The following is a 22,919-nucleotide window of genomic DNA, read 5'->3' on the forward strand; positions in this document are numbered from 1 at the left end:
ATTGTTCCCGGTGTACTTGAGAGAGTAAAATAATAGGTAGTATGCGAACATCAATACGTATTTATAACAGAGATGCCCCGGAATGATCCGGGATTCATAAGAGGTTCAAGTTTGGTTGATGAACATCATTAGATGCATGGAAAGGCAGGAGATTAGATGAGTACACTTTATGATCAGGCAATGGAAGAGATGATGACGACAATTCATGAATGGTTTGATGAACAGGAAAAGCGGGACGACTTGGAAAATGTTACGAAGCGAACTACGCTGCAAATAGGCATCTTCAATGATATTTTGCTGGATTATAGACCTGGACGGACTACAGTGGACAGTGTGGATCTGGGTTTGGATGATGGCCTGAAATCGAAGCAGGCAGGAGCCTTTACCGAAGAACAGGTTCGTAACGAGATTGGACCTAAGCTTGTAGAGGTTGTTCAGGGAAGATTGGACAAGCTGGCCGATTCCCCGTTGATTGACTATCGATTTACCTTCCGTGGTAAATTCCCTACAACAGAAGGGAAACTGCAACTGACTTTGCTGGAATATATCCATGAAGAGAAAAAGCAGCAGTTGCTTGAGCGTATTCATACATACATTGATCAGAAGCTGGAGAACGGTGCATATCCAACAAAGCCCTTGGAGTCCTTCTTTTTGACACGTCATCTGCTTGACCCGAAACTGTTTCCTGAGCTGGATGTAGCCTGGGTCATCAGGCAGTATGACCGGATTCAAGAGTTGAATCAGGGTCGCCCGGAGGCACTTGCCGAACACCGTGGTGATATTACTCGTGCCTTAAGGGCATGGGCGGAGAATCAGTTTTTGCCGCAGTACTATGATGTGCAGTCTTCTGCGTATCGTACCAATGAATATTCACTTAAGCCAGGAGCGACGTTGGAATGGGATGTTGAATCACAGACAGACCCATCGTCGGATAAGAAGGAGAAGGCGCAAATACCTGGGACTCACCCCATAGATCTGCTGTTATACGCAGCGGTGATGATTCTACGATATGAGCCGAATTATAGCAAAGCTGAAGGTCAGACTTACCTGGAACTCGCGAAGCAACTCGGCAGCAGACGTGCGGCATTGATGATGACGGAAGGTAGCGGGACGTATGCGAAAGACGATATTCATGTGAAAACGGAAGAAGTGGAATGCAAAGCAAATGATGTATTTGCTTTGATGACCATTCACATTCGGAAGGAAGAGCCCAGTGCCTATCAGCAGGCACTTACCTTTATCACGCATTTATTGAAGCAGGGCTTTCCGAAAAGTTATAAGATCAAGCTCAAGTCCAGTGTAAAACAGTATTTGCCGATCAAAGGGCTCGCCAAGTCGGATACGCACCGATTCTTTGCCAATGCATTGGAGTACCCGGAGCTACATCCACTCCTGGAAGAGTATGCGCGTGAGGCTATCCAGGAGTTTGAGTTTTACGAGGATACCGAGGGAGAGAAAAATGGTATGCCAGGCAGTTATGCAACCTTTGGACTGGGTCTTGTGGATGAGCGGTATTTCCCGCTGATTGAATATTACATGGGCGAAGTGGATGATGAGCATCAGTTAATTCAGGATAAGTTCATTGTGGCATTTGTGGAACAACAGGGTGTAACGGCTCAGTCCATACCTGCGTTAGTCGCCAGCTTGCGTCGTTCAACGGATAGTCTGAAGCTGAAGATTCAGACTGAGCTGGAGAATGATGAAATACTCGAACGGTTGGTTAAGCAGATTCAAGGACTTGAGCATTACGAAGTGGAACGTGTACTTTACCCAATCTTCGGCAAGGTGGAGAAGCTCACAACGCTCGCTCGCAAAGCGGAAGGAAGACGGAAGGAATTATTGCTGAAACTGTTGCAGGCCGCAGGCAAATAAAAATGAAAAAAGGGTAAGGAAGATTGTACTGGGCCAGACAGTGGAGCATTTTAGCGAATTGAAAGTGCATAAGGAAAGGCGGGGCAAGTTGTGGAAGCATGTAGTCGAGACATGTGGCAGGGGTTAGATGCCCAAGACAAAGAGGCTTGGATGCGTAAGTTGGTTCATCAGTTACCAGATGGTATGCAATATGAGGGTCTCGAGACATTTGAACGATTCGGTCAGCGGATGGAGACAGGTGTATTTACGGAGGATGGGCTTAGATTTGTATTTGTGCCTGGGGATCAGGTTACACTCGGCTGGGATCGTTGGCAGCATGGTATGAACGAAGAAACCTCAGCCGAACTGCATGAAACGGTCAGTGAGTATGGTGTAGAGGACGTGGATTCGTTTCTGGCGAGTCAGATGTCACCTGTCAGAACGGTTAACATTGCGCCCATGCTCGTGGAATGTGAGACCATTTCGCTGGGCTGGATTGAAGTGTCCGAGGAGGAAGCCTTCGCGCAGGAAGATTCTGATTTTCCGGCAGCACTGGAGCAGTTTAAACAGTCGGAGATCCGTGAATATGAATTGCATCAACAATTCCGTCTGATTCGCCAAAGTGAAGATGAAGTGCGAATCCTGTGGTTCAACGAGGGAATAGAACTGGAAGACGTCGTGAGAGAGGAAGCAGCGGCGGGCTTTGGTCTGCTGACTGAAGACGAATGGGAGTATATCTATGGTGGCGGTTGTCGCACGTTATTCCCTTGGGGAGACAGCTTCGACTATACGATGAGATTGAGGCATTTTGGAAGTCTGGAAGGCATGGATGAAACTGTGGATGGATCGGCAGAGACGGCCTCTTCACGGGTTGAAGAAAAGGATGATCGTGCTTATGATCTGGAACTGCCGAATTTCTTTGGCATAAAGTTTGCTGGTGATCCCTACAAGTATGAGCTTACACTGGATTCGGCTGGGGATGTGATGCCCAAAGGCGGAGACGGCGGGAGCCTGATATGTGGTGGTACAGGGCCGCTGGTTGGTTTCTTGCCTGCTGCTGCGGTCTATTATCGAGACGTTAATGCCAGTGAACTCGACTGGGAGGATTTGATGGATGCGATGGTCTATCGCAGGGTTGTTCGTTTAACGGAAGTGGCATTGTGATTATGATTGTGGGGGGGAGGCTCCGGATGTAGACCAAATATAAAAACCGGGGATTTCTCCCCGGTCTAATTACGATTTCCTCTGTCTATACGTCCTTCATCTCTAGACGAAGCATGGATAGTAAGGCAATCAACAATCCGGCGGCCCCAAGCGACAAATGGATCGCCATCAAGGAGTTAATGGATACCAGCGGTCCATTAAATCCGGAGCATACGATGGTCGTTAGCAGGATGGAGGTAACCATAGTGGCCGTAACCGAATTTTTGTGCATCCCGAATAACAAAGGAATAAGGGACATTGCTGCAGCAGATAGCGAGCTAAAGGTGTACTCGAGCAATAGCGCCCCAACCTGTTCCATCGTCAGCGAATCCGCAATGAAGGGATAGAAGCCATCCATGGCAAACATAACGGAACCCATCAGCACGTCGGTGAGCAGGATCATTCCGGACGTAAAGACGAAGATGATGACCAATTTGGCAGCGATAAACTTGCGGCGTTTGATCGGATATGTAAAGAGCACGCCGAGCGTTTTGTTTTTGTATTCCCCAACAATCATAGTTGAGAGCAGCGCCCCAGCAAATATCATAAAGGTTGCCCTGACAAAGGTATCGATTAGCATGAACGACTCCGAGTAAGTGGCAAAAGCGTAATCCTGTGCCCCATAATCGCTAATACCTATCATCGTCAGGAACAGAAGGATCGCCAGGTTAGCCATGGCGGCATAGCCGATATAACGGGCGAACCGGTACTTCTTTAGTTCCATCGAGATCAGTTTAAGCAACGACTCCAACCCCCTTCCGCAGTTCTCTGGTGACGTTAATACTACGTACAATAAATGTCATTACTTTTGCTCTCCTCTATATACAGTCCCTTGCAGTCATTTTATCTATATTATAAAGATGAAAGCCTTCATTTTTATTACTCGATTCTTACAAAACCCTTAAGCTCGTGCAAGAGTGTAAGCTTTTTGTAAGGATGAATTAATAAAAAAGCAGGATCCGAACTCTATAATCAAGTTATATCGGTTGATATGATTTAATTTTACGAGGAGGATAAGCATGAGTTTAAAGAAAGAAATACGCAGCTTCAGAAAGTCACTGTTAGGGATCTTTGCATTATTGATTGCATTAACGGGAGGTACAGATACTGGATATGCAAGCATTGAGCCTGTGACTAAGCAGACGCTGGTGCTTGAGCATGCAACGATCGTGGATGTAAGATCTGGAAAGTTAAATAGCGATCAAACCATTATCATAAAGGATAACAAGATCAGTTACATTGGAAACAGCAAGCAAACGGCCACTCCTGATTATGCGCAAGTACGTGATGCTACAGGCCAATACATCATTCCCGGTTTGTGGGATATGCATGTCCATGTGGAAGATAACTACAAAACCGCTTTCCCGCTGTTTCTGGCAAACGGAGTGACCGGGATACGAGAGATGGGAGCATCATTGAAGAACGTCGATATATGGAAAACAAGTATGCGTGCTGGTATGCCTGCCCCACGTCTTGTCTATGCGGGATCTACTTTAAATGGAGGTCCGCCTGATGAGGCTCCCCACATGTTTTATTTAAACACAGAGGAACAGGCACGGGAAGCCGTACGTCTGAACGTTGCACATGGAGCGGATCATATCAAGGTATACTCCTGGTTGCCTCGTCCTCTGTTTCTGGCGGTCACAGATGAAGCCCAAAAGTACGGTTTGCCGGTAGTGGGCCATTTGCCGGTTGAGGTACGTGCCACTGAAGCCATTCAACTCGGATTCAAGAGCATAGAGCATCTGCACGGTTTGTTTATTGCCACTTCAAGCATTGAAGACGATATTTTCAAGCATGCCGACATGAGCGATTTGCTCGGTTATTCATTGGCGGAGATTGAGGCGTCTGAATCCTATGATTCTGTTAAGGCCAACAAGCTTTTTCGCAAATTCAAGGAAAAGGGAGTCTGGCCTGTACCGACCATTGTTACCTATTTGAATATGGCCAAAACCGAGATCGATCAGCGGTCCAAATATGTACCGACGGCCGTGCAGAAGCAATGGGCTGAAGTGATTCGTGCCACTCCTCCCGAACAAACGGAATTAATGGAGGCCATCAATTCCCTAACGCCAGGCATGGTCAAAAAATTGAATGATGCTGGCGTACCTATGCTTGCAGGTAGTGATTCCAGTTTCGAAATGACTAACTTTATATACGGTATTTCTCTGCATGATGAGCTGGAGTTGCTAGTTAAGAGCGGCCTCACCCCGCTACAGGCTTTACAGGCGGCAACGCTGAATCCGGCGCGATATTTGGAGAGAGAGCAGGAACTGGGCACTGTAGAAAAAGGAAAGCTCGCCGATCTTGTGCTGCTCGACAAGAACCCGCTGGAGGACATTCGAAACACGACAAGCATCTCCGCAGTTGTCTTGGATGGAAAACTGATGGAGAAGCAGACTTTGGACCGTGCGGTACAAACATACCCGTTGATAAAGGTTGCCGATCTAAAAGATGAACCTGAAGAATCCAAGCCTTCTGTCCAATAAACCCTTTTTTAGTGTAGATTCTGTTATGAAGATAAACCTGGATGATAAAAATAGCCAAGGTACAGTGTTATTACTGTGCCTTGGCTATTATATTTCCATTTTCTAATAATGAAGGTGCATCGATTATTTCACTCTTTGTACGGATACCGCCATTTGCTCCAGTTGAGTGTGAGTCAATTGGTTATTCGGTGAGCTGAGGGTTACATAACGATCATCCAGCTTGAACGTGAGCATATCCGTTTGGTCTGGTGTATACCATCTGGCGGATACGCCATTAGGCAGTTTTACCGTTTTGCCATCATAGCTGAACGAGTAGTCTTTAGGAGATACCGTGACATTCATGCGATTAAAAACAAAGTTTACCCCATCGCCGCCTGCACCTACGCTTTTGAACGTGTCTCCGGCAACCATATGTTGTGGGGCATAAGCTGTTGTAAACCCGTCAAACTTCGCAAATGCTTTGCGAATGTTATCGAATTGTTGCTTGCTGTAGTTCACATCTGCGAATGCAGTGATCCCTTGATCATTGTTGCTGTTAGACTTTTGAACAGAGACAGCTGATTGTTGCAACTGAGCTTGACTCAACTTATGATCCGGCGAGCTAAGGGTAACGTAGCGATCATCCAGTTGGAACGTGAGCATACCCGTTTGGTCTGGTGTGTACCATTTGGCGATAACGCCATTGGACAGTTTCACGTCTTTGCTCGTATAGCCGTCCGAATAATCTCTTGGAGATACATCCACTTTCATATGGCTAAAAATAAAGCTTACACCGTCGCCACCCGCACCTACACTTTTGAACGTATCACCTGCGATCATCTGCTGAGGGGCATAAGCTGTCTCGAACCCATCGAATTGTGCAAAAGCCTTTTGAATGGCCTCTTTTTGTGCTGCGCTATACGTTACATTTGTCAGAGCTGATGGATTGCTCGTAGCTTGACCGATAATGACTTGCCCTTTTTTGCCGTCGTAGGATACGGGTACATGCAGTGCATCAGCAAGGGCACGTACAGGCAGATAAGTAGAGTTGTTATAGGTAATTGGAGCCAGTTTGTTGCCATTGCCATCCGTTGGTGAGTAAGCCGCGCCATCTACATTGAAGCTGATTCCATGGTTAAGGTATGCCGAGATCTTCTCCAGCTGCGTTCCGGCAAATACGCCCGTTGCTCCTGTTAATGTCATGCCCAGTACCATCATCGTTGCTACGGATTTCTTCATGTTTTTTTTCATCATATATCTCTCCTTCAAGTTGGGGTTTGGTTTAATCTAATGGGCTCGCTGTCCCTTATGGCTTTATACTAAACCCCGAACATATCCAGAATAATTCTGAATTATCTCCAACTTGTAAACATGTGTGTATATACGGAGGATGGAGAACGAAAACGGAAGCTGCTAGGCATGTTTGAACGTATTCTTTGCTGAATCGAAACATTTTAGTTGAAGAGATAGAGGACTAGTCCGCCAAAACCAAGTACAATCGCACCAACGTATACATAGGAAAGTTTGCTTAAGTTTTGTTTGGTGCGGCGGTCATATTCGGGGTTGCTGGTCTGATTGGCTTTGGAATTACCGATAATCAGGGTAGCAACACCTCCAAACAAGGCGATACCGACAATTAAAACATAAGGCAACCAGGTCATGAATGGACCTCCTTCGCGAATAAGTTGATATGTCTTCATTGTACTTCAGGATAACCTTTGATGTAAGCTTTAATTGAGAAATATAGGGAAATAAAGTATCTGTCTTACAGTATGTAGGTAGTCTTGGATCGGAAAGATCACTATAATTTTAGTTTTTTTTAATTCAAAAAAACCTTGATACATCAGGCATCTACAGCTTTCTTCACTGAAGGCTGTAATTTTTTTTGCCCACAGAGTGATCCAGAATAGAAAACCCTGCGTTACACCCTATGAAGACGACGACGAGGAAAGAAATTATACACAAAACATAATCGAGGAGTGAACACGTAATGAAAATGAAGATGAAGAAGTTTATCGCACCTGTACTTAGCTTGACACTGTTGATGCCGGGGATCGCTGGAGCAGCATCCGCTCCACAGACACCAATGACAATGATGAAAGCATCCGTAAACACACCTGCGGCTGACTTGAGAGCAAACCTGGACCACCTGCTGTCCGAGCACTTTGCACTCGCAGTAACGGCAATGGCAAAAGCATATGACGGAGCAAAAGATGCAGATGCAGCTTACAAAGCACTCGACCAGAATGCACTGGATATGCAGCCAGCAATCGCTTCCCTATATGGTGAGGCAGGTGCCAAAGAATTCGAACGTATCTTCCGTGCTCATAACAAATACACCGATGATTTGGTGAAAGCAACCAAAATGGGCAACCAGGCTGGGATCAAACAAGCACAGGCCAACATCAACGGTTTCGTGGATGAGTTCTCCACGTTCCTGAGCACAGCTACCGAAGGCAAATTGCCAAAAGCAGCAGCCAAACAAGCTCTGCAAGTACATGAAGATCTCGTGCAAAAAGTATTTGATGAGTATGTAGCTGGAGATTACGCTGATGCATACAAGGCTTACCGTGAAGGTTTCAAAGAAATGTTCGACGTAAGTAAGGCACTTTCCACAGCAATTACTACACAAATGCCCGAGAAATTCGAAAATAGCAAAGCAGATACAAAAGCAGCTGATCTGAGATCTGCACTCAACCATTTGGCTTCCGAGCACTTTGCGCTTTCGGCTTTGCAAATGCAAGAGGAATATGATGGACGTACAGCCGCTTCCAACGCACTGATTACAGCTGAAGCTGGAAACACAGCTGACTTCAAAGCAGCGATTGCTTCCGTTTACGGTAACGATGGTGCCAATGCTTTCGAGAAAATTTGGGTAACCAATCACGTTAATGCGCAAAGCGATTATGTAAAAGCTGTGAAAATCAACGATGCTGCGGCTCGTGCAGCAGTAGAGAAACGTATTGACGGATTTACAACAGAATTCGCAGCATTCCTGGATTCCGCAACAGCTGGTAATCTGCCAAAAGCAGCAGGACAACAAGCGCTGACAACACATGAAAATCAAGTGCAAAACGTATTGAATCAATATGCAGCAGGCAACTATGATGCTTCTTACACTACCAATCGTGAAGGCTTCAAAGTGATGTTTGGTGTAGGTCAAGCCTTGGGTAACGCAATTGTGACTCAATTTAACGACAAATTCCAAGAGCCAGCAACACCTGCACCAGCACCAGAAATGACAACGGTATGGATGCAACTGAACAGCAAAATGCTGAAAATTAACGACAAAACAACCAACATGGACACCACACCAGTGCTTTGGAAAAACACAACCTACATTCCACTGCGTTTCTTGAGTGAAGGTATTGGCGCAACAGTGAAATGGGACAAAAAAGCACAACAAGTAACGGTAATGGCTGGCGATGATACCCTTGAATTCTGGGTAAACAACAACGTTATGGAAGTGAACGGCGTGAAGAAAAACGTGGGTGCAACGGTATTCGTAAACAAAGATGGACGTACGCAAGTACCTCTGCGTTTCATTGCTGAACTTCTGAACTGGGATGTAAAATGGGCACAAAAAGATGGTTCTATTACACTGACTAAATCCATGTAATACAACATCTTTCATAACAGAATCAACCAAAAAGAGCTGCCCCATATGGCAGCTTTTTTTGGTTTCACCCATAAGTTCAAATATTTGGTATAATCATCGAGAATGACCTACATAACAGCTGGAATAGCCGATGAAGTCCAGAATGAGGTATGATAATTTGGCATAAGCAAAATGAAGAGGGGGACAGAGGAATGAGTACATCATCAAAATCGGAGCGTCCAGCGAAAAATGTGGATACCCGGTTATTTGTTGCTTGGGCGGTATCGGTTATTGCAACAGGGGGGAGTCTCTATTTTAGTGAGATCAAGGGCTATCTTCCATGTGATCTGTGTTGGTATCAGCGTATATTCATGTATCCACTAACCATCTTGCTGGGCATTGCCTACTTTAAGGATGACGTGGGCATCACGAAATACGTACTCCCACTTAGTTTCGTCGGTGGCGGCATTTCGTTATATCATGTAACGATCCAGCGTATTTTTTCGGCTACAGGTAATGCCGTAGCGTGTGGCAAGGTTCCATGTTATACCGACTATTTGAACTGGTTTGGTTTCATCACCATTCCACTACTGGCACTGATCGCCTTTATTATCATCATTGTGATGCTGTGGGGTATCGGTAAAACACCCAAATCTTCTTGATAAGAAAGGATAGATGGTGATGAGCGGACAAGCTCGTTGGTTCATGCCCTTTTTGGTGCTAATGTTTTTGGTCGCTGGCTGCTCCTATGAGGAACAGTCTGCTTCCGGGGAGATGCCAGAGATGGTCCGGGTGAAACTTGACGTTCCGGAGAAGGCTACTCTTCATAAACCAACACGGTTGCAGGTGAAGCTTACACAGGGCGATGCACCGTTAAGTCATGCCGACAATGTGCAATTCCAGATCTGGAATGAGCTTGATGATCCGCCTTCTGTATCTCCGGAGCAAGGTATGATGACAGCTGAAGAACTGGAGAATCAGGGGGCTATTACTGCCAATGAGTCAGAGGAAGGGCTGTATGAAATCCAGCATACCTTTGAAGAACCAGGTACGTATGTGGTACAGGTCCATGTTACGCACGGAGCTATGCATAGCATGCCGAGAGCGAGAATTGTAGTGGAATGAAGCAGCAGGCGGGTACCGAGGGTTTGGTTCAAGTTTAGCAATAGGTTTATAATGTTAAAGGTATGAAGAATGTTGTAGGAAAAGAGGCTGTTATGGCAACTATTCATGATGTTGCACTCAGGGCAGGAGTTTCTGTAACTACCGTCTCGCGTGTATTAAACAATCGGGGATATATCAGTCAGAAGACTCGGGACAAAGTGTATCAAACCATGGACGAATTGAACTATCGACCCAACGAAATTGCCCGTTCTCTTCTGCGTAAGCAATCCAATGTGATAGGCTTGATTATTCCGGATGTATCCCATCCTTTTTTTGGAGAACTGGCTAGCTATGTTGAGTATCATGCTTACCAGAATGGATTTAAAATTATGTTATGCAATTCCCACATGGACCCTTCCAAAGAACGTGAATATGTGGAAATGCTCAAGGGTAATCGCGTGGATGGCATTATTATGGGAAGTCATACACTGGAAGTTGATGAGTATATGAATCTGCATTCCCCAATCGTAACCTTTGATCGTAAGATCGGTGAAGACATCCCGTTTATCTCATCTGATAACTATCAGGGAGGGGTTATGGCTGCTGAATTGCTGCTCGCGAAGAACAGACGGCATCTGGCACATATTTGCGGTAATTTGGAATTGCAAATGCTGTCCAATCGCCGGACGACAGGTTTCGTTGATACATTGCAGGCTCATGGAGTCAAACCAGTCATGATTCATGAAACCGATCTGAATGTGTTTGATCAGCACCAGTATACGGAATTGGTGGATAAACTGCTTGCACAACACCCGGAGGTGGACGGGCTCTTTGTAACAAGTGACCTGATGGCAGTGCATGCGCTGAAGCAGATCGTATTAGGTGGGCGCAAGGTACCCGACGATATCGCTATTGTTGGTTATGATGACAGTCGTGCGGCAGCGTATACGGTGCCTGGCATAACAACGATCAGGCAGCCGGTGGAGGCTATGGCTGAGCTTGCGATTGATCTGATTCGGCGCCAGCTCGCGGAAGAGAAGATTGGTATGGAACATATTTTGCCAGTTACCATCGTGGAGAGAGAGACGACCTGATACAGGTCGTTTTTTCCTGTTTGTCCTTTTGCCTCGAAAAAATCAAGGATCAATATTTTTTTTAAACGGTGTGTCAAACGATTGACATGTCAAACCTTTGACATTATAATTCGATTTGTAAGCGTTTCCTTTTAAACTACTGATCGGGGGCCATAACAAGATGAAAAGAGAACAGAGATGGATGATGAAATTATCGGTATTGTCTTTGATTATGATGCTTGTATTGTCAGCATGTGGAAGCAAAGCAGCGACGGAGTCCAACTCCTCCTCAGAGGGGAGCAGCAGTGAGAGTGTCAAAATCACCCTGCTCAATTCCAAGTCGGAAATTAACAGTCAGCTGGAACAAGCGGCCAAGGACTTCCAGGTCGAAAATCCAAATATTACACTTGAAATTGTACCTGTCGGCAGTGGACAGTCTCCGTTTGAAAAAGCGTCTGCTTTGTACGCTTCCGGCAGTCCTACAACGATGATGATGCTGGATACAGGGGATGTCGAGAAATTCAAGGATCGTGTTCTGGATCTCACATCCGAGTCTTGGATGAAGGACGCTGTGGAGAATAGCACAGCGGCTACGACGTTTGATGGCAAAAATTATGCTTTCCCGTTCTCTATTGAAGGATATGGATTCATTTATAACCAGAATGTTTTGGACCAGGCGGTAGGTGGAACATTTGATCCAAAGTCTGTACAGACCACTGCACAGCTTGATGAGCTGTTCCAAAAGATCGCTGCTACTGGAAAATCACCTTTGATTGTATCTCCGATGGATTGGTCGCTTGGTGCGCATTATCTTGGGCTTGCATATGGTGGGCAGTCGCCGGACCGTGCGAAGGTGGATCAATTCATTACTGATCTGAAGGCAGGTCAAGTGGACCTTGCTTCCAACGCCGTGTTTAATGGCTTGTTAGATACATTTGATCTGATGAAAACCTACAATATTGACAAGGCTTCTCCCCTGTCCGGAACTTATGAACGTGGACCTGAGGTGCTTGGCAAGGGTGAGGTTGGCATCTGGTTCCAGGGCAACTGGGCATGGCCGCAAATTTCAAGCTTTGATACAGCAGATGGAAAATACGGCTTCCTGCCAGTACCTGTGAGCAATAATGCGGATGATTTCGGTAATACGCAAATCTCTGCTGCCGTATCCAAACGAATATTGTTGGATAAGGAAAAGAGCACACCAGCACAACAGGAAGCTGCAAAGAAATTTTTGGAATGGATCGTTTATAACGAAAAAGGTCAGGATTTCCTGGTGAATCAAGCCAGTATTATTCCGGCATTCAGCAACATTACACTGGAGCCAACCGACCCGCTTGGCAAATCCATTAGTGAATACATCAAGGCAGGCAAAATCGAGGAATCAATGAGCACACTTCCTGCGGATCACTGGTCCAAACTGGGTGCATCCATGCAGAAATATTTGGCTGACGTCATTGACCGTGCCGGACTTGCCAGCGAAATTCAGGCATACTGGAGCAACGTGAAATAAAGAAATTAATTTTAGCCCTGTGCAGCACATAGAGAGAGACTTGCGGTACGCCGGAGATGATGAATGTACAGCTTCCACATGAGGTCTGTTTAACTTATTTCCGGCAGAACCGTTAGGCTAATCATTTGGATAGAGTGGAGGTTGACAATGCTGACCGAAAAAGGATTATGGACACGTCTGCGCACCCGCCTGATCTTTACTGGCCCGACATTATTTGCGTTTGCTACAGTGATGATTATTCCATTTTTGTATGGTATTTATTTGACGTTTACGAACTGGGATGGCATTGCCATCGATCAAACCTTTGTTGGCTGGGATAATTATATTGGTGTGTTCAAGGACACCGTGTTCTGGAAATCATTCGGGATGACGCTGGAGTACGTATTTATTACCGTTGTACTGACCAATGCGGTTGCCTTCCTGCTCGCTTACGCGGTAACTCGGGGAATGAAGGCACAGGGCTGGTTCCGGGCCGGGTTTTTCCTGCCGAATCTGGTGGGCGGAATCGTGCTTGGTTTCATCTGGCAGTTTATTTTTAATCAGGTACTCGTCTTTGCAGGACAAAAAATGAATCTCTCGCTGTTCTCCACCTCTTGGCTGGCTGACCCGGATAAAGCGTTCTGGGCACTCATTGTGGTGACGGTTTGGCAGTATGCCGGTTATATGATGGTCATCTACATTGCAGGACTGATGAATGTGCCGAAGGATGTTATGGAGGCAGCCAGCATTGATGGGGCAAGTAATCGCAAAATGCTGGCGCGTATTGTACTGCCACTGATGGTTCCTTCATTTATTGTATGCATCTTTTTGTCACTGCAACGGGGTTTCATGGTATATGATCTGAACGTATCCCTGACCAGTGGCGGACCCTTCAAGAGTACAGAGATGGTATCCATGCACGTCTATGAGCAGGCCTTTCTTGCTCGTGACTACGGTTTGGGTCAGGCAGAAGCCTTTGTTCTGTTTATCCTTGTAGCCGCCATTACATTGCTCCAGGTCTATTTCAGCAAAAAACTGGAGGTCGAGGCATGATGGCTGGACAATCGCGTATTCTCAACTGGATGAAGTTTATTGCATTAATCGTTGTGATGATTTTGTTTGTATTTCCGTTTGTACTTCTAATCGTCAATTCGTTCAAGGCTAATCAGGCAATTACCTCCGATCCACTGGGTTTGCCAAGCTCCTTTCAATTCGATAATTACGTCAATGCGTTTGACAAAATGGGATATGTATCCGCCTTCAGCAATTCGTTGCTCATTACCATAGCCGGTGTATTACTGATTGCTCTTTTTGCGGCGATGACAGCCCATTACTTTGTTCGTCACAAAAGCAAGGTGAATCAGTATCTCTTTTTCCTGATGGTAGCTGCGATGATTATTCCGTTTCAGGCTATTATGATTCCGCTGGTTAAAATATACGGCTCGCTCAGCCTGCTGGATAACAAGTGGTCGCTGATCTACATGTATATTGGCTTTGGCAGTCCGCTCGCCGTATTTATCTATCATGGCTTTATCAAAAGTATTCCCCTGGAGCTTGAAGAAGCGGCTCTAATGGATGGCTGCGGCAGAGTGCAAACCTTTTTTCGCATCGTATTGCCGGTGTTACTGCCAACAACCGTAACGATTAGCGTGCTGAATGTATTGTGGATATGGAATGATTTTCTGCTGCCTTCCCTGGTGCTGACATCATCCGAGCAGCGTACGCTGCCGCTGTCCACATTTTATTTTTATGGGACATACACAGTTGATTACGGTCCATTGATGGCTGGTCTGGTCTTGACCTTGCTGCCAGTACTGATCGTGTATCTGTTTGCGCAGAAGTACATTATTCAGGGGGTCATGCAAGGGGCTATCAAATAAGTTCAGTTGGGTGATATAGAGAGAGACAGGAGTGAAGGACATATGAATCAGGAACGATACGAGAAACAGGAAATAGACACAAGGCAAGAGACAGACCTTGGACTGACGAGTGCTTCGGCTCACACGAAGGAGAGTTATACACTCGCCCGGGCCAACGCATATATCAAGGAACATCGGCATCAGGTTGATCCAACCTATCGAATGGCCTATCATTTGATGCCGGAAGTGGGTTGGATGAATGATCCCAACGGCTTCATATACTTCGGTGGGATGTATCATATGTTCTATCAACATTATCCCTACGAACCGGTATGGGGGCCTATGCACTGGGGCCATGCGGTGAGCCGTGATTTGGTTACGTGGTCTTATCTGCCTGTTGCTCTGGCACCCGATCAGAGCTACGACAGTGGAGGCTGTTTCTCCGGAAGTGCAATCGTGCAGGATGACAAATTGGTGCTGATGTACACGGGGCATGTGGTGACTGGACCCGACAAGGATAACGATTACTTGCAGACACAGAATATCGCTGTCTCGGACAATGGAATTGATTTTGTCAAAAGCGCAATGAATCCGGTCATTCGACTGGATCAAATCCCAGAGCATACCAGTCCCAAGGACTTCCGTGATCCAAAAGTGTTTGAACGAAACGGTGTGTACTATTGTGTCCTTGGATCGAATGATGCTGCGGGTAAAGGTGTCATTCTGTTATACCGTTCAGTGGACTTGCTGGATTGGAGTTATGTTAACATCATGGCCCAGAGTGACGGGACGCTTGGAGACAATTGGGAATGTCCCGATCTGTTTACACTGGATGGCCGAGATGTGCTGATCATGTCTCCGCAGCGCATGCCTGCTCAGGGAGATAACTATCGCAACTTGCATTCGACCGTTTATATGATGGGAACGCTGGATGAAGACCAAGGTGTGCTGAAGTACGAGCAGTACGTTCCGCTGGATTGTGGCTTCGACTTTTACGCGCCCCAGACGATGGAGGATGCACAGGGACGACGAATCATGATGGCCTGGATGGATACGTGGGAAACGGAAATCCCGACACAACAGTCCCATGCCTGGGCTGGAGCGATGACGTTGCCGAGACAACTCATTCGCAGGGGAGAACGATTGATATTCCAGCCGCTTCCCGAACTTATACAGTACAGGTTGGATGGCAACGAACAGTACGGTATACATCTAAATGGTGATGAACAAGATCTTGATCTTGGAATCAGCGGAGACCGTTACGAAATACATGCTGTATTCGAAGCGGAAGAGGCACGACAATTCGGATTGAAGCTGCGCACGGGTGAGGATGAAGAAACCGTGATTTCCTATGATGTGCAGCAGCGTCGTCTATGCTTAAATCGCGATCGGGCCGGACAAGGGCCGGGGGGAGAACGTGCTGCGACCGTGGACCTGCTTGATGGGAAACTGGAGCTTCATATTTTTATGGATGTCAGCTCCATTGAGGTGTTCATTCAGCAGGGAGAGCAGGTCATGACAGGGCGGATATATCCTGGGCCGAACTCATCAGGTATTAAGGCTTTCGCGTCCGGAACGTGTACATTGACCGAACTTCGCAAATGGGATATACGAATTCCTCGATAAATTTTATTCTGAGATTCAGCCTTGACCTTGAAGTATACTTCAAGGTTTATCCTTGTTTCATCAAGAAATATTGGAGGCTGAATGATGAAATTAATGGAATGGATATTGGTACTTGTAACGATTGCCGCAGCGGTGTGTATCCCCATGTATTCGAAGCGTCGGAAGCTCGTGGCAGGCATGTTTGCTGCCATGATATTGGCAGTGGCACTTCACGGCATACTGGATTCTTTTCGCGTGATGTTGCTGCCAACGTATCTTGTTGCAGGCATAATCTTCATCGTATTAATCATTAAGTTAGTGAAAGGGTATCGTAACAGAGTCACTGGGCAATTAGCAGAGAAGCAGAAACCGAAATGGCGTTTGTGGCTTCAACTCACGCTGGTTGGGGTGCTAGCTCTGGTCTCTGGCGCCGGATCAGGTCTGCTCACTTGGTATTTTCCAGCGTTTACAATGCCTGAGCCTACAGGGAAGTTTGCTATCGGTACGTTTTCTCAACAATTGGTGGATGAAACCCGTGAAGAGACGTTTACACCCGAAAGCGGGGACAAACGGGAACTGATGATCAACGTGTGGTATCCGGTAAACCCGGAGGATGCGAAGGGGTTATCTCCTGAGTCTTACCCGTCTGAACTCGGTGAAGCCATCAGTCTGGTATTTGGCATCCCGCCTAAGGTGTTCAGCTACCTCGATACCATTCCGACACATGTGGTTAAAGGTGCAGCCATGTCAGACGCAAGCCGTTTTTATCCGGTGGTGCTGTTCTCTCCCGGTGTCCGTTCTGCCCGTTTCCAGAGCATGACTGCTGTCGAGGAACTGGTCAGCCATGGCTATATTGTTGTTGGTATGGATCATCCGTATACCTCAGCACGTGTTACCTTCCCCGATGGACGTAAAGTGTCTTATGAAGCTGGGCCTGAATTTGCAACGTCAGAAGAACTGTATCAATATAATGTGGAGGGGGTAGGTATTCGTGCAGCGGATGCACGTTTTGTACTTGACACGCTTGAACAGTGGAACCTGAATGATCCCAATCAGGTGCTGGAGGGCAAACTTGATCTGGACCACGTCGGCATCATGGGACATTCGTATGGCGGGGCTACAACAGCCGAAGCACTCGCACAGGATGAACGTTTTCAAGCAGGCCTGAGTCTGGAAGGCGGATTCTGGGGATCGGTATCCACGACAGCCCTGAAACAGCCTTTTATGTACATCATGTCTGGCGAAACAGCTAAAAGCTTCGATCCGAATGCTTCGTCCAAAGATAACGTGTTCTACCCTGAATTTGAGCCGGATCTGGACCATGTGATGACGAGCAGTCTGAATGATACCTATTATCTGACGGTGGACAATTTCTTCCATCAAAGCTTTACGGATATTTCATTGATTTCACCGAAACTATTTGCCAGAGGCATGACGCCAGAACATAATGTGGATATAACTAGATCCTATGCGCTCGCATTCTTTGACCGTTATTTCAAAGGGGAGGAGCAGCCGTTATTGCAAGGCCCTGCATCTCCATTTCCTGAGGTTACTTACGATGCCAAATATACCAAGATACGCAACGAACAAGCACAATAAGTCTGCAGAAGGGTGGAGGGGTAGGCATGGAAACCATGACAAGAGGAATGTTGGCCAAGCGTACCGGTGTGAGTATGGCAACCCTCCGTTACTACGAGGATAGTGGGATTCTGCCTGCTCCCCGTCGTTCCTCCAACGGATACCGGGTGTATACCGAGGATTATCTGGTCAAAATTAAGTTCATTAAGGATGCCCAGTTGCTGGGTTACTCCTTAAAGGAGATACAAGAGACCCTGCAACTGCTTAGCCAGGAAAACATGGAAAAGGATACGTTAAAAACACTCGTCCGTGACCGAATCGCTGATATTCAGAAGCATATTGAGCATCTGGAACAGATGCAGATTCATCTGGCTAGACTGTTGCATACACCAGAGGACGATATCGACAATTATATTCAATCGTTCAGGGTGCAAAAGAAAGAGTTATAAACTGTAAAACCTCGGACAAAGAGCGCCTTAAGATGTACTTCGGGCACGCTCTGTTCGAGGTTTATTTTATTTCTATTGTAATGGTCTTCATCATGACATGCCCGCTTCACGCAGAAAATGGTGCACAATCTCCGTCTGATACTTGATACGGGTCGCGCGCTTCAGACTCCAGCAGGTCTCCACGGTAACAGAACGGGCTTGTAGTACTCTTGAAGCCGCAGTACGGGCAGATCCCGGCAATTCATGCTGCTTCAGGTTAAAATGACGATCACGAATGGCAATCGACCGATTCATCCGTTCAATAACTTTCCTGCAAGCTGGAATGGTTCGACTGCCGGGATTGGTGATCAACGTCTGTCCAAGCACTCGGGAACTCAGTTGAGACAGGCCATTGGCCTCATGCAGATCAAGCCACCAATCGGCCCGATGTTCACGCGCCAAACGAAAAACTGCCGCAGCGAGCGGATGCTTGGCCTTGCCTGACATACGGCGTGGAAACGTACGATTCAGATCTGGCTTGCCTCTGATTTTCTTGGCGTAGGCTTGCTGGTTCACACGTGGCACCATAATTAACAGCCCTCGCTGAATGACGTGGCGACCAGTCGCACAATCATCTGCGAGTTTTTGCGCAGCAGCCATGCTCGCCGTTTCGTTCCCGTGAACCCCGGATGTAATAAACATTACCGGTCCCGGCATCATGCCACGTACGATGAAATAGGGAGTGGCGTGTACACTGGATGCTGCAAGGACATGTTTGGTCACAAGCATGACGCTTCACCTCCATTAGTACAGTACGCCATGTCCCTCTTTCATGTAACGGCGTAAGAACAGGTCTTCATCCCATTTCCTCACAAAATGGGCCAACTAATACACCCGGTGGATGATATCTTCGAAGTCGGGTTCCTTCATCTCCACATCTTCAATCTCACCCCATTGTTCAAGCTGCTTCAGAATGTCCATCGTTCTCCATTCCTTCCGGTTAACTTCCACAGTGACAATCTGCCCTTCCACTGCTGTGATCTGAATGGCGGACGGTATGGTATCAGGCATAAGAAATGAACCCCGATACGTAACTCGGATAAGTGTCGGCAGACCGATAGTGTCACGCAGAGAAGGGATCGAGCCGTCATATGTAAGTTGACCATGGTTGATCACCATGACCCGGCTGCATAGCTGCTCGATGTCGTCCATGTCATGTGTGGTCAGCAAAATCGTTTTGCTAAACTCCTCATTTAATGTACGTAGAAATTGGCGTATGTTCCGTTTGGCGTTCACATCCAGTCCAATCGTGGGTTCATCGAGAAAAAGCAGTTCGGGATCATGCAGCATGGAAGCTGCGAGATCCGCACGCATGCGTTGTCCAAGCGAGAGCTTGCGGACAGGCGTGGCCCAGAACGATTCAAGGTCCAGCAGCTCGGCGAACTGGGACAGCCGTTTCTTTTTGTCCTCGGTACGGACGCCGTACATCTCGGCCAGAATATCATATGAATCTTTCACAGGCAGATCCCACCAGAGCTGGCTGCGCTGGCCAAACACGACGCCGAGTCGACCAACGGTTCTGCGCCTGTCCAGATGCGGGTTCATACCGTCAAGCTGTACCTCACCCGAAGTAGGGTGCAAGATACCTGTCAGCATTTTGATCGTTGTAGATTTGCCGGCCCCGTTTGGACCGATGTAGCCTACAAACTCACCTGGGCCGATATCAAAACTGATATCGCGTACCGCTTCCTTGGACACAGTTTCACGTGAAAATAACGTACGTAATCCGGAGAAACGTCCTTCGCGAATAACCGGAGTTCTGAATTCCTTTTGCAGATGTCGTGCTGTGATCATGTTCATGAGTCGTTTCGCCTCCTTAGCTACCTGTACTTTGATATTTGGTCAAGCCGAATTGCCAGAATCGCAAACTTGCAGCCAAGCTCAGTACGGCAACCGCCGCAATAGCGACAAGAATCCACGCTCCTCCTTCACCTCGCAGTAGATAGAGTGATGGAATATAGTTGACGAACCCTACGGGAATCACCGTTAGCAGAATGCCAGACATCCATTTGGGATATAACGTTAGCGGATATTGGGCAGCCGTTCGTGCTGCATCTTCAGTAATCGTCTGTAATTCCTCGATGCGTGTGGTCCAGAATCCGAGTGTGGCAGTCGCGAGTCCGATGGAAAAGAGAATGACTGCGCCCGTAAGAATAATGAGCAGGGAGAAGGGAATGGCGATCCAGCCGATCTGTCCGCTGTGCATCATGCCTGCCAAAGACCAGCAGAGAATGAATCCGCCTTGCAGGACTTCTCCAGCCATGATGCGGAAGTTTTGCGGCAGCAGTGCCAGCAATACGGGCATGGGACGTGTTAACAGTTGATCAAGCTCACCATTAACCAGATATTTTTCCAGATGATGCACCTCATTGCCGAATGTCCGATACAGCGTTTTGGATAACGTCATGATCGCAAAGAGATAACCGATCTCATGGAGGGACCAGCCCTTAATTGCACCGAATCGGTGCAGTACAAGAGCAACCATCAGGAACTCGGAGATCTGAATTAAAGCGGCCAGTACGGACGCCATGATGAAATTGAACTTGTATTGCATCCGGCTGCGGATGCTTGTTCGAATGAGCATTTTATATAAATGGAACCAGGAAGTTCGCTTCATCCGCCCTGCACCTCCACTTTACGACGTAACACTTGGGTGATCACAAGACAGATCAACGTCATAAAGACGCACCAAATCAAGGTTCCCCATAACAAGGAGCCATCTTCGAAACCAAGATAGATTCGGGTAGGTACATAGAGAAGAAATGGGTAGGGGGATATCCAGGCAAGTTGTTCAAGCCAGTTCGGCAGCCATTCCAGCGGAATGAAAAAACCAGCCAGCAGATTCATCATCGCGTGATTGCCCCAGTGAAGCCAGGAGGACTCTGTAGTCCACATCGACGTGACACCAATGATGTAGTTCATACAGATGGACAAGTATGCGGCGCCGGCAAGACCAAGTGCAGCATAACCAAGTGTTGAAACGTCTGAGGGCCAATGCAGGGAAAAGACAATGGAGAAGAGCAGGTAGATTGGAATACTTTTGTACACGAACTGGTAGGCAATCTGCCCCCATTCGCGTGCCATCAGGTGGGTGAACAGATGAACAGGCCTCATCAGATCCAGTGCAATCTGCCCTGTCCTGACGGATAGGGGAATCCCCAATCCATTTGTGAGAAAACCCGAGATCCAGAGAGAGGATTGCGTGAATGCAATGTAACTGATCATCCCCTGTGTCCCGTATTCCCCGAGTGTATGGTCGGCCCCGATGCCGATCCAGAGGCAGGCATACATGTAACCAAACATGGCGCTTGCCAGGTTATGTACCATGTGTGCCCCGCGGTATTGCAGATTCCGGGAGTAGGCTTTGGAAGCCAGAGTGAAATAAAGCATGTGACACCTCCGATAAGTGGATTGAACGGCGTTTCCGTTCACTTCAGTCAAGGCGAAAAAGAGAGAAGGACAACAGCATACCAATTTATTCCTTCACAGGCAAGACATTTTTTTAGCTAATAATGGTATTAATAGGGGCGTTCATGATTGCGCCACAAGACAACGGTCTATCCAGTCATTTATAATTGAGGGGCAGTATCGCAAACGTTTACAATGTAAAATATTCAAATTTTAAATAAACCGCCGGGCTTGTGCCTGACGATTGAGGATACAGAACGAACAATCCGGCAAGAGAGAAGGATGTCATGAAGAAAATTGCATGGGTCACCGATAGTACCAGTACACTGGATCCCGTTTTTGCGGAGCAAAATCATATCTACATCGTACCGCTGCGCATCGTATTTGGAGAGGAATGTTACCGGGAAACCGATGACATTACATCTGAAATGTTCTATGAGAAACTTGCGGAGGCTTCACGTGCGAGCAGTTCGCAGCCACCTATTGGCGAGTTCATTGAACTGTATGAATCGCTCAAAGACAAGTACGATGAGATTATTACGATTCATTGCTCTACAGCGCTTAGCGGAACGCTGCATACTTCCATGCAGGCTGCAGAGATTGCAGGAGTGACGGTGACCGCAATTGATTCAAAGGCAGGTGCCTATCCTCTTCGTGAGATGGTTATGCAAGGATTGGAATGGCAGAAGCAGGGATGTTCGGCTTCCGAGATCAAAGTAAATATTGAACAAATGATTGATAACATGTCCTTTTACCTCATACCAGCGAGCCTTCAGCATCTTCATCGCAGTGGCCGGGTGTCCGGCACACAGCTGATCATCAGTCAACTGCTCAAGATCCATCTGCTGCTCCGATTTGAAGAGGGCAAAGTGGTTGTGAATGAGAAGATTCGCACGTTCAAGCGAACGAAAGATCGCATGTTGGATATGCTTAAGCTGGATATGGAGAAAGTAAAGCACGTATGCATTATGCATGCGAACAATCAGGAAGAAGCCGTCACGATCAAGAAGCAGATTGCCAATCTGCTCCCCAAATTAAAGACCGAAATCATGCCGTTCATCCCTGTGGTGAGTATCCATGCAGGTGCAGGAACCATTGGACTATGCTGGATACACAGCGAGAACGGATATTGAGATTAAACGAACAAGCAATCATCTATAAACGCTCATAGACCTGGCAGGAAAACACACTTTAT

General features: G+C 47.0%; 21 protein-coding genes. 14 read left to right on the forward strand and 7 right to left on the reverse strand.

The window, feature by feature from the left end; genetic code table 11:
- Window positions 1-156: 156 nt before the first annotated feature.
- Window positions 157-1,872 carry a DUF6138 family protein gene (locus tag MKY73_RS02825; RefSeq protein ID WP_339305554.1) on the forward strand — a complete coding sequence of 572 codons (1,716 nt, stop codon included), beginning with the start codon at window positions 157-159 and terminating at the stop codon, window positions 1,870-1,872.
- A 90-nt stretch (window positions 1,873-1,962) separates the two neighbouring features.
- Window positions 1,963-3,015 carry a hypothetical protein gene (locus tag MKY73_RS02830; protein WP_339305556.1) on the forward strand — a complete coding sequence of 351 codons (1,053 nt, stop codon included), beginning with the start codon at window positions 1,963-1,965 and terminating at the stop codon, window positions 3,013-3,015.
- An 85-nt stretch (window positions 3,016-3,100) separates the two neighbouring features.
- Here MKY73_RS02830 and MKY73_RS02835 read toward each other — a convergent pair whose 3' ends face one another.
- Window positions 3,101-3,796 carry an ABC transporter permease gene (locus tag MKY73_RS02835; RefSeq protein ID WP_339305558.1) on the reverse strand — a complete coding sequence of 232 codons (696 nt, stop codon included), beginning with the start codon at window positions 3,794-3,796 and terminating at the stop codon, window positions 3,101-3,103.
- A 277-nt stretch (window positions 3,797-4,073) separates the two neighbouring features.
- Between MKY73_RS02835 and MKY73_RS02840 the strand changes: the two genes are divergently transcribed.
- A complete protein-coding gene (locus MKY73_RS02840) occupies window positions 4,074-5,543 on the forward strand; it encodes an amidohydrolase family protein (RefSeq protein ID WP_339305560.1) in 1,470 nt (489 codons plus the stop codon).
- 123 nt (window positions 5,544-5,666) lie between these two features.
- On the opposite strand, the gene MKY73_RS02845 is transcribed toward MKY73_RS02840, so the two are convergent.
- Both MKY73_RS02845 and MKY73_RS02850 read right to left on the reverse strand, forming a co-directional pair.
- Entirely contained in the window at window positions 5,667-6,776 is a 1,110-nt protein-coding gene (locus tag MKY73_RS02845) for a hypothetical protein (protein WP_339305562.1), read from the reverse strand.
- Between the two features lie 200 nt (window positions 6,777-6,976).
- Complete coding sequence (locus MKY73_RS02850; RefSeq protein WP_339305564.1) at window positions 6,977-7,183, reverse strand: hypothetical protein; 207 nt, start codon at window positions 7,181-7,183, stop codon at window positions 6,977-6,979.
- 329 nt (window positions 7,184-7,512) lie between these two features.
- On the opposite strand from MKY73_RS02850, the gene MKY73_RS02855 reads away from it, so the two are divergent.
- The 10 genes from MKY73_RS02855 (at window position 7,513) to MKY73_RS02900 (ending at window position 18,277) form a co-directional block, all read left to right on the forward strand.
- Complete coding sequence (locus MKY73_RS02855) at window positions 7,513-9,141, forward strand: copper amine oxidase N-terminal domain-containing protein (RefSeq protein ID WP_339305566.1); 1,629 nt, start codon at window positions 7,513-7,515, stop codon at window positions 9,139-9,141.
- Window positions 9,142-9,332: 191 nt separating this feature from the next.
- A complete protein-coding gene (locus MKY73_RS02860) occupies window positions 9,333-9,782 on the forward strand; it encodes a disulfide oxidoreductase (RefSeq protein ID WP_339237880.1) in 450 nt (149 codons plus the stop codon).
- Between the two features lie 19 nt (window positions 9,783-9,801).
- Window positions 9,802-10,245, forward strand: coding sequence for a FixH family protein (locus MKY73_RS02865; RefSeq protein ID WP_339305567.1), 444 nt, complete (start codon window positions 9,802-9,804; stop codon window positions 10,243-10,245).
- Window positions 10,246-10,337: 92 nt separating this feature from the next.
- Window positions 10,338-11,318 carry a LacI family DNA-binding transcriptional regulator gene (locus MKY73_RS02870; RefSeq protein WP_339305569.1) on the forward strand — a complete coding sequence of 327 codons (981 nt, stop codon included), beginning with the start codon at window positions 10,338-10,340 and terminating at the stop codon, window positions 11,316-11,318.
- Between the two features lie 160 nt (window positions 11,319-11,478).
- A complete protein-coding gene (locus MKY73_RS02875; protein ID WP_339305571.1) occupies window positions 11,479-12,807 on the forward strand; it encodes an ABC transporter substrate-binding protein in 1,329 nt (442 codons plus the stop codon).
- A gap of 147 nt (window positions 12,808-12,954) precedes the next feature.
- Window positions 12,955-13,839, forward strand: a complete 885-nt coding sequence (locus MKY73_RS02880; protein WP_339305572.1) for a sugar ABC transporter permease — start codon at window positions 12,955-12,957, stop codon at window positions 13,837-13,839.
- Complete coding sequence (locus MKY73_RS02885) at window positions 13,839-14,666, forward strand: carbohydrate ABC transporter permease (RefSeq protein WP_339308467.1); 828 nt, start codon at window positions 13,839-13,841, stop codon at window positions 14,664-14,666. The genes MKY73_RS02880 and MKY73_RS02885 overlap by 1 nt, the downstream gene beginning before the upstream one ends.
- A gap of 42 nt (window positions 14,667-14,708) precedes the next feature.
- Complete coding sequence (locus tag MKY73_RS02890) at window positions 14,709-16,271, forward strand: glycoside hydrolase family 32 protein (protein ID WP_339305574.1); 1,563 nt, start codon at window positions 14,709-14,711, stop codon at window positions 16,269-16,271.
- A gap of 81 nt (window positions 16,272-16,352) precedes the next feature.
- The gene (locus MKY73_RS02895; protein WP_339305576.1) at window positions 16,353-17,849 is read left to right on the forward strand and encodes a prolyl oligopeptidase family serine peptidase; all 1,497 of its coding nucleotides are present in this window, start codon (window positions 16,353-16,355) and stop codon (window positions 17,847-17,849) included.
- A gap of 26 nt (window positions 17,850-17,875) precedes the next feature.
- Entirely contained in the window at window positions 17,876-18,277 is a 402-nt protein-coding gene (locus MKY73_RS02900; RefSeq protein ID WP_339305578.1) for a MerR family transcriptional regulator, read from the forward strand.
- 90 nt (window positions 18,278-18,367) lie between these two features.
- On the opposite strand, the gene MKY73_RS02905 is transcribed toward MKY73_RS02900, so the two are convergent.
- The 4 genes from MKY73_RS02905 to MKY73_RS02920 form a co-directional block, all read right to left on the reverse strand.
- Window positions 18,368-19,045: a succinylglutamate desuccinylase/aspartoacylase family protein gene (locus tag MKY73_RS02905; protein WP_339305579.1), complete on the reverse strand. Its 678-nt coding sequence runs from the start codon at window positions 19,043-19,045 to the stop codon at window positions 18,368-18,370.
- A gap of 96 nt (window positions 19,046-19,141) precedes the next feature.
- Complete coding sequence (locus MKY73_RS02910) at window positions 19,142-20,110, reverse strand: ATP-binding cassette domain-containing protein (protein ID WP_339308469.1); 969 nt, start codon at window positions 20,108-20,110, stop codon at window positions 19,142-19,144.
- Between the two features lie 22 nt (window positions 20,111-20,132).
- Entirely contained in the window at window positions 20,133-20,933 is an 801-nt protein-coding gene (locus tag MKY73_RS02915; protein ID WP_339305580.1) for an ABC-2 family transporter protein, read from the reverse strand.
- Window positions 20,930-21,706 carry an ABC-2 family transporter protein gene (locus MKY73_RS02920; RefSeq protein ID WP_339305581.1) on the reverse strand — a complete coding sequence of 259 codons (777 nt, stop codon included), beginning with the start codon at window positions 21,704-21,706 and terminating at the stop codon, window positions 20,930-20,932. Before MKY73_RS02920 ends, MKY73_RS02915 begins: the two co-directional genes overlap by 4 nt.
- A 305-nt stretch (window positions 21,707-22,011) precedes the next feature.
- Between MKY73_RS02920 and MKY73_RS02925 the strand changes: the two genes are divergently transcribed.
- Entirely contained in the window at window positions 22,012-22,857 is an 846-nt protein-coding gene (locus tag MKY73_RS02925; RefSeq protein ID WP_339237859.1) for a DegV family protein, read from the forward strand.
- Window positions 22,858-22,919: the final 62 nt, after the last annotated feature.

The sequence above is a fragment of the Paenibacillus sp. FSL R5-0519 genome (assembly GCF_037974275.1).
Classification (GTDB): domain Bacteria; phylum Bacillota; class Bacilli; order Paenibacillales; family Paenibacillaceae; genus Paenibacillus.

Coding starts and splice junctions, on each gene's coding strand:
- MKY73_RS02825 (WP_339305554.1), top strand. CDS start 157: ATGAGTACACTTTATGATCAGGCAATGGAAGAGATGATGACGACAATT.
- MKY73_RS02840 (WP_339305560.1), top strand. CDS start 4,074: ATGAGTTTAAAGAAAGAAATACGCAGCTTCAGAAAGTCACTGTTAGGG.
- MKY73_RS02845 (WP_339305562.1), bottom strand. CDS start 6,776: ATGATGAAAAAAAACATGAAGAAATCCGTAGCAACGATGATGGTACTG.
- MKY73_RS02850 (WP_339305564.1), bottom strand. CDS start 7,183: ATGACCTGGTTGCCTTATGTTTTAATTGTCGGTATCGCCTTGTTTGGA.
- MKY73_RS02855 (WP_339305566.1), top strand. CDS start 7,513: ATGAAAATGAAGATGAAGAAGTTTATCGCACCTGTACTTAGCTTGACA.
- MKY73_RS02860 (WP_339237880.1), top strand. CDS start 9,333: ATGAGTACATCATCAAAATCGGAGCGTCCAGCGAAAAATGTGGATACC.
- MKY73_RS02865 (WP_339305567.1), top strand. CDS start 9,802: ATGAGCGGACAAGCTCGTTGGTTCATGCCCTTTTTGGTGCTAATGTTT.
- MKY73_RS02870 (WP_339305569.1), top strand. CDS start 10,338: ATGGCAACTATTCATGATGTTGCACTCAGGGCAGGAGTTTCTGTAACT.
- MKY73_RS02875 (WP_339305571.1), top strand. CDS start 11,479: ATGAAAAGAGAACAGAGATGGATGATGAAATTATCGGTATTGTCTTTG.
- MKY73_RS02880 (WP_339305572.1), top strand. CDS start 12,955: ATGCTGACCGAAAAAGGATTATGGACACGTCTGCGCACCCGCCTGATC.
- MKY73_RS02885 (WP_339308467.1), top strand. CDS start 13,839: ATGGCTGGACAATCGCGTATTCTCAACTGGATGAAGTTTATTGCATTA.
- MKY73_RS02890 (WP_339305574.1), top strand. CDS start 14,709: ATGAATCAGGAACGATACGAGAAACAGGAAATAGACACAAGGCAAGAG.
- MKY73_RS02895 (WP_339305576.1), top strand. CDS start 16,353: ATGATGAAATTAATGGAATGGATATTGGTACTTGTAACGATTGCCGCA.
- MKY73_RS02900 (WP_339305578.1), top strand. CDS start 17,876: ATGGAAACCATGACAAGAGGAATGTTGGCCAAGCGTACCGGTGTGAGT.
- MKY73_RS02905 (WP_339305579.1), bottom strand. CDS start 19,045: ATGCTTGTGACCAAACATGTCCTTGCAGCATCCAGTGTACACGCCACT.
- MKY73_RS02910 (WP_339308469.1), bottom strand. CDS start 20,110: ATGATCACAGCACGACATCTGCAAAAGGAATTCAGAACTCCGGTTATT.
- MKY73_RS02915 (WP_339305580.1), bottom strand. CDS start 20,933: ATGAAGCGAACTTCCTGGTTCCATTTATATAAAATGCTCATTCGAACA.
- MKY73_RS02920 (WP_339305581.1), bottom strand. CDS start 21,706: ATGCTTTATTTCACTCTGGCTTCCAAAGCCTACTCCCGGAATCTGCAA.
- MKY73_RS02925 (WP_339237859.1), top strand. CDS start 22,012: ATGAAGAAAATTGCATGGGTCACCGATAGTACCAGTACACTGGATCCC.